Below are 14,560 nucleotides of genomic sequence, written 5' to 3'. Positions count from 1 at the left end.
ATTGTCCCTATCGGGGCAGCTCATCCGCTCTCCGTGCCTCCCGGGGGACCGGCAGGCCACTGACCGGGAAGAGCGCATTGACTGTATACCCGCCGGCCATCTCCGTCCGGGGATTGACCAAAAGATACGGCTCCACCACAGCCGTGGACGACATTTCCTTCGAAGTGGAACCGGGCAGCGTTTTTGCGTTCCTGGGCACCAACGGAGCGGGCAAATCGACCACCATCGGCTGCCTGACCACTGTCAACCCGTTTGAAGCGGGCACAGCCGAGGTAGCCGGGCACAACGTGCGGACGGCCGGGGAAGGCGTGCGCCGGAACATCGGCGTCGTTTTCCAGGAATCGATCCTGGACCCGCTGCTGACGGGCCGGGAAAACCTGCGCGTGCGGGCCCGCTTCTACTCCTCCGACCGGGCCGCCAACGAAGACCGGATCAACGAACTGTCCGCGCTGATTGGCCTGGGGGAGTTCCTGGACCGCCGCTACGGAACCTATTCCGGCGGCCAGCGGCGCCGCGTGGATATTGCCCGTGCCCTGCTGCACGCACCGCCGATCATCTTCCTGGACGAACCGACGGCCGGCCTGGACCCGGCCAGCCGCGCGATTGTCTGGTCCACCATCCACGAACTGCGCGACCGCCACGGACTCACCGTTTTCCTCACCACGCACTACATGGAGGAAACCGAGGAAGCAGACCGGGTCTGCATCATCGACGCGGGGCGCATCATCGCCGACGGCACTCCCGCCGAACTCCGGGCCCGGCACAGCTCCAGCATCCTCACCATCTCCACAGCCGATCTGCCCGGTCTGGAAGCCCTGGCCGCGGAACTGGGCGGCAGGATCAAATCCGTGGACGGCGCCGTCGTGCGCCTGGGCGTGGAGACGGCGGAAACTGCCCGCCTGATCCTGGCCCGGCACGGCGCCGCCGTCCGGGACTTCGAGTTCAGGCACGGCACCATGGACGACGTTTTCCTGGCCCTCACCGGCCGGACCCCGGCCCTGGAAGGAGCCCAGGAATGAACGCCATCATGGACCTCACCGCCCGGAATCTCCGGCTCTTCTTCCGCGACCGCCTGGGCGTGTTCTTCTCCCTGGTCTCCGCGCTGGTTGTGTTCCTGCTCTACACCCTGTTCCTGGGCAACCTGCAGACCGAAGGGCTCGGCCAGTCCTTTCCGCAGGCCACCAGCGGGGAGATCAAGGCCTACGTGGACAGCTGGATGTTCGCCGGGATCCTGGGCATCACCTCCATTACGACGGCGCTGGGTGCCATGAACGTGTTCGTGGAGGATTCCGGGTCGGGTCGGTTCCGCGACTTCCTGGTCTCGCCCATCCAGCGCGGCAAGCTGATCCTCGGCTACCTGCTCTCCGCCACCCTGATTTCGCTGATCATGACCGCCCTGGTGCTGATCGTGAGCCTGGTCTACCTCTACACGGTCAGCGGCGTGACCCTGGGGGCCGGGCAGCTGCTGCGGATGTCCGGGTACCTGGTGCTTTCCTGCGTCGCCTTCGCGGCGTTGAGCGCGTTCGTTGTCTCCTTCATCCGGACGGCGGGAGCCTACTCAGCGCTGTCCACGATCGTGGGCACCGTCCTGGGGTTCCTGGCCGGCTCCTACATCCCCGTAGGCAACTTCCCGGAGGGTGTGCGCACCTTCGTCAGCGCGCTGCCGTTTATGCAGTCCTCCATGCTGCTCCGGCAGGAAATGACCGCTGACACGCTGCCCGCCATGACCGGGGACCAGCCGGCCGCCACGGCGGAACTGCAGGAGATCTTCGGCATAACCGCCCAGGTTGGGGACTGGCAGGTGGGCACCGGGTATGTGCTGTTCAGCCTCGCGGCGATGGCCGTTATCTTCACCCTGCTGGCAACGGTGCGGATCCGCCGCCGCATCCACGTGCAGGCCTAAGGTTCCCGCGGGCCTCTGGCAGTGCGGGGCCGGCGGTTCCACACTGGAGGAACCGGCCCTACACCTGGCCATCCTCAAGGAGCAGCCATGACAACCGATTCCGTCCTGATTATCGGCTCCGGTCCCGCGGGCTACACCGCTGCCGTCTACGCCGCCCGCGCCGGCCTGGCACCCCGGGTCCTGGCCGGTTCCGTGACCGCCGGCGGCGCACTGATGAACACCACCGAGGTGGAGAACTTCCCCGGATTCCCTGACGGGATCCAAGGGCCGGACCTCATGGAGGCGCTCAAACGGCAGGCAGAAAAGTTCGGTGCGGTGGTGGAGTACGACGACGTCGTCTCGGTGGACCTCTCCGGCCACACCAAGCGGGTGGTTACCGGCGGCGGAACTACATGGAAGGCCCGCACCGTTATCCTCGCCACCGGCTCCGCCTACAAGGAGCTGGGGCTGGCGGAGGAAAAGAAGCTGAACGGCCGGGGAATTTCCTGGTGCGCCACCTGCGACGGCTTCTTCTTCCGAAACCAGGATGTGGCGGTGGTGGGCGGGGGAGACTCGGCCATGGAGGAGGCACTCTTCCTGACCCGCTTCGCCAGGAACGTGACGGTGGTGGTCCGCCGCAGTGAGCTCAGGGCCTCCCGGATCATGGCCCAGCGGGCCAAATGCCACGAAAAGATCAGCTTTGCCTGGAACAGCGAGGTCACCGCGATCCAGGGCGGGGACAAGGTCACCGGGCTGACCCTGGCGGACACCGTCACGGGCGAAACCCGTGAGCTGGCCGTCGGGGGAGTCTTCGTGGCAATTGGACACGTCCCGCGTACGGAACTGCTGCACGGGCAGATCGACCTGGACGACGCCGGCTACATCCGCGTGGCCGCACCCACCACCCAGACGAACGTGGACGGCGTCTTTGCCTGCGGCGACGCCGTGGACCACCGCTACCGCCAGGCCATCACCGCCGCCGGCACCGGCTGTTCCGCAGCCCTGGACGCGGAACGCTATCTGGCCGCGGTCCAGGACGCCGATGCCATTGCCACCGCACTGGTAGAGGGAGCGCTGGACGGCTGAAGTGCGGGTCTAGGCCGCGCCGGTGAAGGTCAGGACGAGCAGGGCAATGTTCAGTGTGATGAGCAGGAGCGCGACGACGGCGCCCAGGGCAGTGGTCCACCAGCGGTTCCGGTGGATCCCCATCAGGTCTGCGCTGGAGGTCAGCCACAGCAGCGGCACCAGGGCGAACGGAATGCCGAAGGAGAGCACCACCTGGCTCAGTACCAGGGCCCAGGTGGGATCAATGCCCGCTGCGAGAATGCCCAGCGCCGGCAGCAGAGTGACCAGCCGGCGGAGCAGCATCGGGATTCGGACCTTGAGCAGGCCCTGCATGATTTCGGCGCCGGCGTAGGCCCCGACCGAGGTGGACGCCAGCCCGGAGGCCAGCAGCCCGAGCGCGAAGAGGAACGCGATTCCGCCACCGAGGGCGCCGTCGATCGCCGCGTGCGCGCCGTCGAGCGTGTCCGTACCGTCCACGCCCTGCAGTGAGGTGGCAGCCAGCAGCAGGATGGCGAGGTTCACTGTGCCGGCAACGGCCAGGGCAATCGTGACGTCCCAGCGGGTGGCCCGGATCAGCGTCGACGTGGTCATCTGCTGCGTCCGCTCGGGAAACCGGTCTCGGGTCAGTGCCGAGTGCGCATAGATGGCGTGCGGCATAACGGTCGCACCGAGGATGGAGGCGGCCAGCAGGACGGACTCGGCGCCCTCAAACCGGGGCACCAGCCCCGCTGCGACTGCTCCGGCATCCGGTGGGGCGATAAACACACCGGCTGTGAAGCCGATGACAATGATGGCCATCATCGAAACGATCACGTATTCAAAGCCGCGGTGCCGCCCGCTGCCCTGCAGCGCCAGGACGGCCATCGACACGGTGCCGGTGATGATTCCGCCTGCCAGCAGCGGCAGGTCAAAGAGCAGCCAGAGGGCGACGGCGCCGCCGATCACCTCCGCGACATCGGTGGCCATGGCCACCAGTTCGGCCTGCAGCCAGTACAGCCGGCGGCCGGCCCGGGATTTGACCCGCTGGCCCACCAGTTCCGGCAGGCTCCGCCCGGTGGCGAGCCCCAGTTTGGCGGAGAGGTACTGCACCAGCCAGGCCATGGTGTTGCCGGCGACGACGACCCACACCAGCAGATAGCCGAACCGGGCTCCGGCGGTCATGTTGCTGGCCACGTTGCCTGGATCCAGATACGCCACACCAGCCACGAGCGCCGGTCCGAGCAGCCAGGGCAGGCGGGTCTTTGCCGCACCCCGGGCGGGCCGGGAAGTGGTGTCGGAGGGTGCTGCTTTGTGGAGCATATGGCTAACGTAGCACCGTGAGTTCGGCGTGCCTAAGAGTTTCACGCAGGAGTGTGAAACATCTTAGTGGTTGGTTGCTGCCGTCACTTTTTCAGGCGAGGAACCGCCGTCGAAGAAACGTGGAAGGGCTATCCAGCGGCCTCTGAGCTGCCGCTCTCGACCGCCGGTTCGCAGCGGGTGCGGCGCTGCAGCACAGCCAGCCAGGCCAGGGCGCCGCCCACCGGCAGCAGAAGGATCGCAGCGCACCAGAGTGCCCGCACTCCGCCGGCTGCCCAGTCTGTGCGGTAGAGGCTGAACAGCGCCCCGGCCGTCAAAGTGAGGACGAGGAGCAGCAGCAGGGCGGCTGCTGGAATCCACATCAGGAACTCAACGGGCATGATTGAACCGGGCGCTTTCGACGGAAGGCTGGTGAGAGGGACTCTGGAGAGAACCGGAAGATCCAAACCGCTGTTCGGCCGGCACGGTTCCCAGCGTAGGTTTCCCATGCCGCGCTGCACATCATCCTTGAAGATGAGTTCGGTGCCGCCGGGGATCATCCCTGCACATGAGAGGCCAGTCCGGGCCCGGCTAGAGTTGAAGAATGCCCGCTCCTGCACCCTCTGCGTTTTCGCGCAGCTTCACTCTTGTGATGGCTGCCATCAGCATCCCCATGGCCATCGTTATGCCGCTGTGGATTACTGCCGGGCGCATCCTGTTCGGTGTGGAGGGTCAGCTCGTCCCGATCTTCGCCCTGACCGCCGGTCCGGTCCTCGCCGTCCTGATGCTCACCGCGGCCGTGAAAATCACCGTTAACGCCAAGGCCCGGCGCCCTTTCGGCGCCCCGCTCAAAACCTCGCTCCTGCTGCTGGGCAACTACCTCCTGGCGGCTGCCTTCGGCTTCTTCGTTCCGGATTTCGGCACACCCGGCAGCGGGTCGATACTGTCCGGGTTGGCCGGCGAGGAGGTCCTGGGGTACTCGGCGGCCCTGGCCAATCCGTTCGGCATCGCCACCTTGTTTATCTCGGTGGTGGTCCTGGTGCGGGCCTTCCGCGATACTGCGGCTACCCGGCAGGATCAGGCTTCCGCCCCGGTACTGCCGGTACCTTGAGCGGAGCGGCCGGCCCGCTCTGCCAGGGCAGTTTCCCGGTGACCTCCAGCTGCAGCGAATAGCTCAGGAACGTGCGGATCAGCACAATCACCGCCAGCACCCCCAGGGACTCGAAGGTGGGGGTAACAGCCACCGTGCGGATGATGTCCGCGGCTACCAGCAGCTCCAATCCCAGCAGGATCGCCCGCCCCAGCTGCTGCCGGTAGACCTCATACACGCTGGACCGGCGCTGGAGCAGGCCCGTGCCGGCGATGATGGTTGCCACCACCGCGCCGGCAACGATCGCCGCGACACCCGCCAGGTCCACCAGCGCCCCGGCTGATTCGATGAGTTTGTGGAAATCCATACCCAGGCACCTGCCCCTTCCGCCCCTGGAATGCCGGTGCACTCCGCAGCGAGCCCGCTGAGTCCACTGAGCCCTGTGCCGGTCCGGCTGTCAATGGCCTAGCGCGCCGGAGCCGCCGGTTGGGGTGAAGTGTCGTAGTAGAAGGCAAAATCGTCGTACGGATCGCGCCAGGCAGAATCGTCCCGGGGAATACGCACGACGGCGGCAGCAGGGACCCAGCGGTTGTGGGCCCGGGCGTCGTCGTCGATCCAATGCACAAGCACATGGGTGCGGGTCCAGGCAGCGGCCTTGCCGTCCACCGCCAAGCCGTCCATACGGCAGCGGATATAGGGTTCGCGCCGGTAGGTGGCGTGGGCAACGCGTGGACCGGAGACAGCTGTCTGGGGGTGCGGGGCGGGGTGCGTGGATGCTCTCATGCACTCCACTGTCGCTGCCGGCACTGACATTGCTTCCGGCCGGCATCATCCCGGCCGCCAGGGTCCGTGTCAGGCGGTCGGCGTGTCAGGCGGTCGGCGTCTGCCGGGGAAGGACGCGGGTCCGGCGGGACCCGCCTCAGAACAGTGCAGCCGTATCTAGGAGGCCAGATCCCGCCATTTTGCGGCCGCACGGGAGCCCAGGGCAGTCCCGCCGTCCTTGACCTTGCGCGGAATCATCCGGATCACCGGAGCCAGATCCGAGCGGGGGAAACGCGCCGCCTCGGCAGATCTGGGCGGCTGGGCAGGCTGGTCCGGACGGATCACCCGGACCGGCCGGTCTGCTGCGGCCGGTGCCGTGAGCGCCGGCTGGCGGTTCATGAGCAGGTAGGCCAGCGCCACCGGAGCGATCAGCAGGGAAATCAACGTGACGGTACCCAACGCATACAGCGCGAGCATCGCATAGAACGGGCTGTCGAAGAGGGATGCAACGAACGCTGCGCTGCCGAACAGCAGCCACAGCCAGAACACCCCAACCAGAATCAGGGCCGTACGGGCACGGCGGTAGAGCATTACGGAGCGGCGGCGTGGTGAAGGCACGCGCGCCTGAGACTCACTGCCCAATTGGAACTCCCCCAGCTAAGCGGGTCCGGTGATGGTGGACCCTAAGGCTGATATTAGTCCTTTTTGGTCCGTAACACTGGCATACACAGGCCACAATGGTGTGTGTCGTTCCAGGAAGGGAAAATCTTGCGCTCCACCCCCGGCCCCGGCCTGCTTTTTGTCCTGGTTTGTGCCATGGGCGCCGGCCCGGTCATGAACTACGGACTGTCAGCCACGAGCACCCTGATCATGGCTGACCTGGGGATCAGCGAGGCCCAGTTCGGGCTGCTGGCGGCCACCTGCTTCTGCAGCGCGGCACTGTCCTCCATGTCCCTGGGACGGCTCAGTGACCGCATCAGCGCCCGCTCCCAGCTGCTGATCATCTTCGGCGGCACCGCACTGGCCCTGATCTTTATGGCTGTTTCGGGAAACTACCTCTGGCTGCTGGCCGCCGTCCTGTTCTCCGGACCGGCGCAGGCCATTTCCAACCCCACCACCAACCGGATCATCATCCACTCGGTGGAACCCGCCAAGCGCCCCGGCTGGATGGGCATTAAGCAGTCCGGCGTGCAGGCCAGCCAGCTTTTTTCCAGCCTGTTCTTCCCGGCTGCCGCACTGTTCGCCGGCTGGCGCGGTGCCGCCGTCGGAGCTGCCGCGGTCCTGGGCCTGCTCCTGCTCTACTCCTGGAACCGGCTGTCCAAAGAGCCGCGCCGGCCGGCCCAGGACAAGGCCAGCCGGGAACCGGCGGACCGCCGGTTCCCGGTGCCGGTCTGGCTGCTCGCCGCCTTCGCCCTGTTCTCCGGGGCGGGTATGCAGGCCACCAACGTCTACCTGCCGCTCTTCGCCCAGCGGGAGCTCGGTTTCTCCCTGCTGATGGGCGGCGCCACCGCGGCTGTGGCGGGCATCGTGGGGGTGGCCTCCCGGGTGCTGTGGGGCCGGCGGATGGCCGAGGGCGTCCGCGCCTCCACCCTGCTGCTGGTCCTGGCCGCCGGGGCAATCTGCGGCGCGGGCCTGCTCCTCGCAGCCGGAGAGACAGGCGCGCCGGCGCTGCTCTGGGCCGGGGTGCTGTTCCACGGTGCCTCTGTCCTTGGCGTTAACGTGGTGGTGATGGCCGGAGTCCTCCGCGAAGTGCCCAAGCAGCGCGTCGGAGCCGCCTCCGGTGCGGTCTCGCTGGGCATGTATGCAGGCTTTGCGCTGGGGCCCCTGGCCATGGGCCTGCTGCTGGAGTTCTCCGGCGGATTCCTGGACGGCTGGCTGTTCATCGGCGGCGCCTACCTGCTGTGCGTCGCCACCGGCCTGGGGTACCGCCGGCTGGACGCGCCCAACGCGGGCGGAACACCGGCTCACAGTTCCCGCACAGGAATGAACAAGGATGCCGAAAGCCGGCCGGGGGATGATCGAAACGGCGCCACGGGCGCAGCTGCGCCCGGCCCGCCGCAGCCGGGTGGCTAAGCTGTCCCCCAAAGCAGGTTTCCGCGGACCCGATGGAAAGGCTTACATGACCGAGGCCCCGAACAACTTCGCAGCCAATCTGCCCAAGCTCATGCACCCGGATGGCACTCCCATCCGGGCCCTGGTGGTCGACGACGAACCCAACCTCGCCGACCTGATCAGCATGGGCCTGCGGATGACCGGCTGGGAGGTCGCCACCGTCGGAGACGGGCGATCCGCCGTCGCGAAGGCGCGCGAGTTCCGTCCTGACGTCCTCGTCCTGGACGTGATGCTTCCCGAGTTCGACGGCGTTGAGGCGCTCGGCAAGATCCGCAGCTTCGACCCGGACGTTCCGGCCCTCTTCCTGACGGCCAAGGACGCCGTGGAGGACAGGATCACGGGCCTGGCCGCCGGCGGAGACGACTACGTGACCAAACCGTTCAGCCTGCAGGAGGTGCTGCTGCGCCTGCACCGGCTGGTCCAGCGTTCCGGAGCTGCTTCGGCGGATACCTCCGAACTGGTGGTGGGGGACCTGGTGCTCAACCTGGATACCCGGGAAGTCACCCGGGGCGGGGACGAGATCCAGCTGACGGCCACCCAGTTTGAACTGCTCCGCTTCCTGATGGAGAACCCGCGCCGCGTGGTCAGCAAGACGCAGATCCTGGACCGGGTCTGGGATTACGACTTCGGCGGGCAGGCGAACATCGTGGAACTGTACATCTCCTACCTCCGCAAGAAGATCGACGTCGACCGTCCGCCGATGATCCATACCGTCCGCGGGGCCGGATACGTGCTAAAACCGGCCACATGAGCGGTCTGGGCAGTTCCGGGAGACAGGGACCGGGGGCGGCGCGGTCCGCCGCCGGAGCGCACAGCGCACCCGGGTCCCAGCCGGGGCAGCCGCGCTGGGCGCGGTGGCTGGAAGGCTGGCGGCTGCGCAGCAAGCTCCTCGCCGCAACACTGGCCCTTCTGCTTCTCACCTGCCTGACCATCGGCTTCTTCAGCCACGCGGTGATGAATGTCTACCTGACCCGGCAGCTGGACCAGACACTGATCGGGGCTTCTGACCGGGCCGCCGGTTTCCAGTTCCCGCACGGCAGGTTCCCCGATCCGGACCGGGATCCACTCGATGCCCCGGGCCAGGGACGGATTGGGATGCTGGGCGCCCGGGTCACGGACGGTGCCGTGGTTGGTGCCGCGGTTGTGCAGCCGGACGGCGCCCGGGCTCCGCTGCCGGAATCCGACCTGGAGATCATCGCGGCAGTGCCCCCGGTCCGCGAGCCGGTCACCCGGACGCTTTCGGTGGGCGAGTACCGGCTCGTGGCGCAGCCCCAGCCGGGAACGGTTGGAACCGTGGTCGTCTCCGGGCTTCCGGTCGCGGAAAAGAACAACACGCTCTTCTCGCTGGGCCTGACCATTGCCGGGGTGTCGGCCGTGGGCCTGGCCGTCACCGGGGTGCTCAGTTATCTGATTATCCGGCGCGCGCTGCGTCCCCTGGAGAAGGTGTCCGCCCTCGCCACCCAGGTGGCCACCATGCCGCTGGAATCGGGCGACGTCGACCTGCCGGAGCGGGTGCCGGAAGAACTGACGCATCCGGCCACCGAGGTTGGCAGTGTGGGACTGGCCGTTAACCGGATGCTGGACAACGTCTCCCACGCGCTGGCGGTGCGCCAGCGCAGTGAAACGCAGGTCCGGCAGTTCGTCGCCGACGCCAGCCATGAGCTGCGGACGCCGCTGACCTCCATCCGCGGCTACACCGAAATGGTCCGCCTGACGGAGGATCTCAGCGCCAACGGCCAGCAGTCGCTGGGGCGGGTGGAAGCTGAATCCCGCCGGATGACGGGGCTGGTGGAGGACCTGCTGCTGCTCGCCCGCCTGGATGAAGGCCGCGGGGAGGTCCGTGAGGAAGTGGACCTGACCCAGCTGGTGATTGAATCGGTCAGCGACGCCCGGGTGGCGGCGCAGGACCACAACTGGACCATTTCCCTGCCGGAAGAGCCCGTGATTGTGCAGGGGGACCCCGGCCAGCTGCGGCAGGTCCTGATCAACCTGCTGACCAACGGCAGCCGGCACACCGACCCCGGGACCACGATCAGCACCAGGCTGGCCCCGGACGCTGGGGGAGGGGCGGTGATCACTGTGGCGGACAACGGCCCCGGCATTCCGAAAGCCTTCCAGGAGCACATTTTCTCCCGCTTCACCCGTGCGGATGCAGCCCGCAGCGGGCGGGCAGCATCCTCCGGCCTGGGGCTGGCGATCGTGGCTGCAATCGTCAGCGCACACCATGGAAGCATCAGCCTGGACAGCGAACCGGGCCGCACGGTCTTCACCGTCCGGCTGCCTGCGGGCACGGTTCCGGACCGGGGTGCGTCCAGCCCGCGGCAGTAGCCCGGTCTATCCGGCGGTGTCCGGAGCCGGAGCAGCCGGCCCCGGCGTCCGGTGCCGGGGGCTGTCCGGATTCAGCAGCGAGTGCCGGCGCCCGTAGAACCAGTACAGGGCCATGCCGACCAGCAGCCAGACGCCGAACCGGACCCAGGTCTCCCAGTGCAGCTGCAGCATCAGGAACCCGGAGGCCAGGACGCCGAACGCCGGGACCCACGGCATCAGCGGAAGCCGGAATTCCCGCGGCGCGTCCGGCTGGGTGCGCCGCAGAACGATCACTGCCACGCACACCACCACGAAGGCTGCGAGGATGCCAATGTTCGTCAGGTCCGCGACCGCCCGGATGGGGAAGAACCCGGCCAGCAGGGCGGACGCGCCGCCGGCGATCCAGGTCACCCGCTGCGGCGTGCCGCGTGAGTCGGTGCCGGCGAACCAGCGCGGGAGCAGCCCGTCGCGGCTCATCGAGAACCAGACCCGGGTGACCCCGAGCAGGAAGGTGAGCATCACGGTCAGGATCGATATAACGGCGAACGCGGAAATCACCGTGGCGATAATCGGCAGACCCACGCTCTGGAACGCTGAGGCGAATCCCGCCGTCGGGCTGATCTCCGAGTAGTTCTGCATGCCGGTGAGCACCAAGGTGGCCAGCACGTAGAGCAGCATTGCCACACCGAGGGAGAGCAGGATGGCCTTGGGCATGTGCTTCTTGCCGTCGGTTGCTTCCTCGGCGGCGGTGCTCATGGCGTCGTAGCCAAAAACGGCGAAGAACACCGTGGCGGCGCCGGTGAAGACCACGCCGAAGCCGTTGGGCAGGAACGGGGTGTAGTTGTCGGTGTTCACGAAGAACACGCCGAGCCCGATGATGAACAGGATCAGCAGCACCTTCAGGGCCACCGCCACCAGTTCGAACCGGCCGAAAGTCCGGGTGCCCCGGCTGAGGATGAAGGTAATGAAGAGGCAGACGACGACGGCGGGCAGGTTGACCAGGCCGCCTTCGATGACGTCTCCGGTGCCCTGCATCCAGACCGGAACGTCGACACCGATTCCGGACATGAACTCGGTGAAGTACCCGGAAATGCCGATGGCGACGACGGCGACGATCGCCGTGTACTCCAGCAGCAGATCCCAGCCGATGAACCAGCCGATGATCTCGCCGAGCGCGACATACCCGTAGGTGTAGGCCGACCCGGCACGCGGCACCATTCCGGCGAACTCCGCATAGGACAGTGCGGCCGCGGCACTCGCGAGCCCGGCGGTGAGGAAGGAGATCACAACGGCCGGCCCCACCCCTTCCGCATCCGGCCCGCCGTTGGCCACGAGTCCGGCGAGCGTGAAGATGCCGATACCGATGATGCCGCCGACGCCGATGGCGGTCAGCTGCCACAGGCCCAGGCTCTTGAAGAGCTTGGTTCCTTCGCCGGCTTCAGCCTCGGTTTCCTCGATCGGCTTACGCCGGAAGACTGAGTGATCCTTATCTGCCACGGACATATCGGCTCCTTGACCGGATGGGGGTGCGTCTGTGCAGTATCAACCGTGACGTGCGGCTTTGTAACCCCGGCAGCCGGTTTAGCGGCGGCACAGACGGGAATCCGGGCAACCTCCGGCTAGGGGATTTCCTGTTTCTCCGGAGCAGACGCAGCCTTGTCCACGAGCTTCAGCCCGATCACGCAGCCGATGATCCCGGCCAGGAACAGGACCTTGAGTACCCCTGGTTCCTCGCTGCCGGTGGCCATGGCCCAGGCCACGGTAAGGACGGCACCGAGCCCGGTCCAGACGGCGTAGGCAGTGCTGATGGGGATGAACTTCATGGCGTAACCAAGCCCTGCCATGGACAGTGCGGCAGCGGCGGCGAAGATGACCGAGGGAAGCAGCACGGTGAACCCGTTTGAGGCCTCCAGTGCGGTGGCCCAGACAGCTTCGAGGACGGCACTGAGAATGAGGATGATCCAGGCCATGGGTTATGCCACCACCTTCAGGCCGACAACGCAGCCGATGATTCCCATCAGCAGCACCACCTTCGCGACGGTGGCCTTTTCGCCGCCGAAGGCCATGGCGTAGGCCGCGGTGAGGACGGCGCCGATACCCACCCAGACGGCGTAGGCAGTGCCAACCGGAATGCTCAGCATCGCCCAGGCGAGTCCGGCCATGCTGGCGGTCAGCGCCAGCACGAACACGATGCTTGGGAGGGGTTTACGGAAGTTGTTCGACTTACCGAGTGCTGTTGCCCAGACAGCTTCAAGCATCCCGGAAGCGATGAGAATGGCCCATGACATTTCTAGATCCTTTGGCCAGTCTTGTCGCGTGCCGGGTACTGAACCGTCGTCCGGGGGCCGGAAGATGCGGGCCCTGCTCTCAACGGTAGCAAAATCCCCGATCCGGTGCCGCGGCGTTGAGCGGTGCAGCCGCCGTGCTGCAAGGGAGACCAGGATGGATCCGGGTCTTACTGATGCTCTGGAGCGGGTTCTGCCGGGGATCTGGGGGCTTGGCCGCGCGTGCGGCATTCCGCCTCGATGACTGCGTCGAGCAGGCCCGGAAACCGGGTCTCCATGTCCTCGCAGCGCAGGGTGTTGAGGATGGCGGTGCCCTCGTAGCGCTGGGTGATCAGGCCAGCTTCGCGCAGCACCCGGAAGTGATGGGTGGAGGTTGACTTGGAGACAGGGAGGTCGAAGGCAATGCAGGCCTGATCATTGTGCCCGGTGGAAAGCTGAGCGATGATTTCCCGCCGGATCGGGTCGGCGAGGGCGGCCAGGACGGCGTCCAGGGACACCTTGGTGATGTCCGGGTGGGTCAGCTCGCGTGCCACGTATTCCTCCACTGGATGCGGTGATGCGTCTCATCACGAAGTACAACCAGCATCATACCGTGTTGTACGATTGCGGTCGTTGTACGACGTACAGCGTACTAGGCAACACGAATGGAGACTTTAGCTGTGACGAACGTGTTCGATCCGATCCAGATCCGTGATGTGGAAATCCCCAACCGTGTCTGGATGTCGCCGATGTGCACGTACACCGCCGCGCCCCAGCCGGAGCTGGCCGGCCGGCCCAATGACTTCCACTACGCGCACTACACCACACGCGCCGCAGGGGGCGTAGGACTGGTGTTGGTAGAGGCCACAGGCGTGGTTCCCGAAGGCCGGATCTCGCCGTACGACCTCGGGCTGTGGAACGACGATCAGGCAGCCGGCTTCGCCCGGCTTACCCGCGGCATCCGCGATAACGGTGCTGTTCCCGGCATTCAGCTCGCGCATGCCGGCCGGAAGGCTTCGGTTGACCGGCCTTGGAAAGGTGGGGAGCTCATCGCTGAAGACAGCCAGGCCGACGGCGGTGAAAACCATGGCTGGCAGCCGGTGGGTCCCAGCGCGCTTGCCTTCCCCGGTTTGGCCGTGCCTCACGAACTGACCCGTGAGGAAATCGCCGGTGTGGTGGCTGCGTTCGCTGATGCGGCCCGCCGCGCGGATACTGCCGGGTTCGACGTCGTTGAAATCCACGCTGCCCACGGCTACCTGCTGCACTCATTCCTGTCTCCGGTCGCCAACCGGCGGACCGACGGTTATGGCGGGACACTGGAGAACCGGGCCCGGATTGTGCTTGAAACCATCGATGCCGTCCGCGACGTCTGGCCGGCTAACAAACCCGTGTTTATGCGGGTTTCAACCACCGACTGGGTGGAAGAGAATCCCGGGGATACCCGTGAATCGTGGACGCTTTCGCAGACAGTGCAGCTGGCCAAGTGGGCCGCTGAGCACGGAGTGGACCTCATCGATGCTTCCTCCGGCGGCCTGGACGTCGTCCCGATCCCGCGGGATCAGGACTACCAGACCCGCAACGCCGCCGTGGTGCGGTCGGAAACCGGTGTGCTGACGGCGGCGGTGGGCCGGGTCGATTCCGCACAGCTGGCCGAGGAGCTTGTAACCTCCGGCAAGGCCGACGCGGTGTTCCTCGGGCGTCCGCTGCTGCGCAACCCCTCCTGGGCCAACGATGCCGCCCTGGAGCTGGGCACAAAGCCCCGCTTCATTGAGCAGTACGCCTACACCCTGTAGATACGCCTAC

Annotated in this window: 17 protein-coding genes and 1 riboswitch; of the genes, 8 read left to right on the top strand and 9 right to left on the bottom strand. The window is 66.8% G+C overall.

Annotated features, from left to right (window positions below; genetic code table 11):
• Positions 1 to 113 precede the first annotated feature (113 nt).
• The 3 genes from ArtHe_RS13330 (at position 114) to trxB (ending at position 2,968) form a co-directional block, all read left to right on the top strand.
• Entirely contained in the window at positions 114 to 1,019 is a 906-nt protein-coding gene (locus tag ArtHe_RS13330) for an ABC transporter ATP-binding protein (protein ID WP_248317398.1), read from the top strand.
• On the top strand, positions 1,016 to 1,903 hold the full coding sequence (locus ArtHe_RS13325) for an ABC transporter permease (protein WP_248317397.1): 888 nt from the start codon (positions 1,016 to 1,018) through the stop codon (positions 1,901 to 1,903). The genes ArtHe_RS13330 and ArtHe_RS13325 overlap by 4 nt, the downstream gene beginning before the upstream one ends.
• A gap of 87 nt (positions 1,904 to 1,990) precedes the next feature.
• Positions 1,991 to 2,968, top strand: coding sequence for a thioredoxin-disulfide reductase (gene trxB / locus ArtHe_RS13320; protein ID WP_248317396.1), 978 nt, complete (start codon positions 1,991 to 1,993; stop codon positions 2,966 to 2,968).
• Between the two features lie 9 nt (positions 2,969 to 2,977).
• On the opposite strand, the gene ArtHe_RS13315 is transcribed toward trxB, so the two are convergent.
• Positions 2,978 to 4,246 (bottom strand): Nramp family divalent metal transporter, encoded by a 1,269-nt coding sequence (locus ArtHe_RS13315; protein ID WP_248317395.1) that lies wholly within the window; start codon positions 4,244 to 4,246, stop codon positions 2,978 to 2,980.
• A gap of 128 nt (positions 4,247 to 4,374) precedes the next feature.
• Positions 4,375 to 4,623 (bottom strand): PLDc N-terminal domain-containing protein, encoded by a 249-nt coding sequence (locus tag ArtHe_RS13310; RefSeq protein WP_248317394.1) that lies wholly within the window; start codon positions 4,621 to 4,623, stop codon positions 4,375 to 4,377.
• Between the two features lie 203 nt (positions 4,624 to 4,826).
• On the opposite strand from ArtHe_RS13310, the gene ArtHe_RS13305 reads away from it, so the two are divergent.
• Entirely contained in the window at positions 4,827 to 5,333 is a 507-nt protein-coding gene (locus ArtHe_RS13305; protein ID WP_248317393.1) for a hypothetical protein, read from the top strand.
• Here ArtHe_RS13305 and ArtHe_RS13300 read toward each other — a convergent pair.
• The 3 genes from ArtHe_RS13300 to ArtHe_RS13290 all read right to left on the bottom strand — a co-directional run bounded on the left by ArtHe_RS13300 (position 5,287) and on the right by ArtHe_RS13290 (position 6,692).
• Positions 5,287 to 5,679 carry a DUF1622 domain-containing protein gene (locus tag ArtHe_RS13300; RefSeq protein WP_248317392.1) on the bottom strand — a complete coding sequence of 131 codons (393 nt, stop codon included), beginning with the start codon at positions 5,677 to 5,679 and terminating at the stop codon, positions 5,287 to 5,289. The two genes, ArtHe_RS13305 and ArtHe_RS13300, sit on opposite strands and share 47 nt — an antisense overlap.
• Positions 5,680 to 5,777: 98 nt before the next feature.
• A complete protein-coding gene (locus ArtHe_RS13295) occupies positions 5,778 to 6,095 on the bottom strand; it encodes a hypothetical protein (RefSeq protein WP_248317391.1) in 318 nt (105 codons plus the stop codon).
• Positions 6,096 to 6,251: 156 nt separating this feature from the next.
• Positions 6,252 to 6,692: a hypothetical protein gene (locus ArtHe_RS13290; RefSeq protein ID WP_248317390.1), complete on the bottom strand. Its 441-nt coding sequence runs from the start codon at positions 6,690 to 6,692 to the stop codon at positions 6,252 to 6,254.
• Between the two features lie 150 nt (positions 6,693 to 6,842).
• Here ArtHe_RS13290 and ArtHe_RS13285 point away from each other — a divergent pair, with 150 nt between their 5' ends.
• Genes ArtHe_RS13285 through ArtHe_RS13275 form a run of 3 tightly spaced genes read left to right on the top strand, consistent with a single transcriptional unit; the run spans position 6,843 to position 10,514 of the window.
• Entirely contained in the window at positions 6,843 to 8,147 is a 1,305-nt protein-coding gene (locus tag ArtHe_RS13285) for an MFS transporter (protein ID WP_248317389.1), read from the top strand.
• A gap of 46 nt (positions 8,148 to 8,193) precedes the next feature.
• Positions 8,194 to 8,937 (top strand): response regulator transcription factor, encoded by a 744-nt coding sequence (locus ArtHe_RS13280; protein ID WP_066303215.1) that lies wholly within the window; start codon positions 8,194 to 8,196, stop codon positions 8,935 to 8,937.
• Positions 8,934 to 10,514 carry a HAMP domain-containing sensor histidine kinase gene (locus ArtHe_RS13275; protein WP_248317388.1) on the top strand — a complete coding sequence of 527 codons (1,581 nt, stop codon included), beginning with the start codon at positions 8,934 to 8,936 and terminating at the stop codon, positions 10,512 to 10,514. Before ArtHe_RS13280 ends, ArtHe_RS13275 begins: the two co-directional genes overlap by 4 nt.
• 6 nt (positions 10,515 to 10,520) lie before the next feature.
• Here the strand turns inward: ArtHe_RS13275 and ArtHe_RS13270 are convergent, their stop codons facing one another.
• From ArtHe_RS13270 to ArtHe_RS13255, 4 genes are all read right to left on the bottom strand, one after another.
• Entirely contained in the window at positions 10,521 to 11,996 is a 1,476-nt protein-coding gene (locus ArtHe_RS13270; RefSeq protein WP_248317387.1) for an amino acid permease, read from the bottom strand.
• Between the two features lie 116 nt (positions 11,997 to 12,112).
• On the bottom strand, positions 12,113 to 12,463 hold the full coding sequence (locus ArtHe_RS13265; protein WP_248317386.1) for a multidrug efflux SMR transporter: 351 nt from the start codon (positions 12,461 to 12,463) through the stop codon (positions 12,113 to 12,115).
• A gap of 3 nt (positions 12,464 to 12,466) precedes the next feature.
• Positions 12,467 to 12,781 carry a multidrug efflux SMR transporter gene (locus ArtHe_RS13260; protein ID WP_248317385.1) on the bottom strand — a complete coding sequence of 105 codons (315 nt, stop codon included), beginning with the start codon at positions 12,779 to 12,781 and terminating at the stop codon, positions 12,467 to 12,469.
• A gap of 10 nt (positions 12,782 to 12,791) precedes the next feature.
• A riboswitch (guanidine-III (ykkC-III) riboswitch) is annotated at positions 12,792 to 12,858 on the bottom strand.
• Positions 12,859 to 12,948: 90 nt separating this feature from the next.
• A complete protein-coding gene (locus ArtHe_RS13255) occupies positions 12,949 to 13,311 on the bottom strand; it encodes a helix-turn-helix transcriptional regulator (RefSeq protein ID WP_248317384.1) in 363 nt (120 codons plus the stop codon).
• Positions 13,312 to 13,422: 111 nt separating this feature from the next.
• On the opposite strand from ArtHe_RS13255, the gene ArtHe_RS13250 reads away from it, so the two are divergent.
• Positions 13,423 to 14,550 (top strand): NADH:flavin oxidoreductase/NADH oxidase, encoded by a 1,128-nt coding sequence (locus ArtHe_RS13250; RefSeq protein WP_248317383.1) that lies wholly within the window; start codon positions 13,423 to 13,425, stop codon positions 14,548 to 14,550.
• The last annotated feature ends 10 nt before the right edge of the window (positions 14,551 to 14,560 follow it).

It is taken from the genome of Arthrobacter sp. Helios (assembly GCF_023167125.1).
GTDB lineage: Bacteria > Actinomycetota > Actinomycetes > Actinomycetales > Micrococcaceae > Arthrobacter_B > Arthrobacter_B luteolus.
The sequence above is the reverse complement of the archived record's forward strand: the minus strand, read 5'-3'. Positions and strand labels throughout refer to the sequence as shown.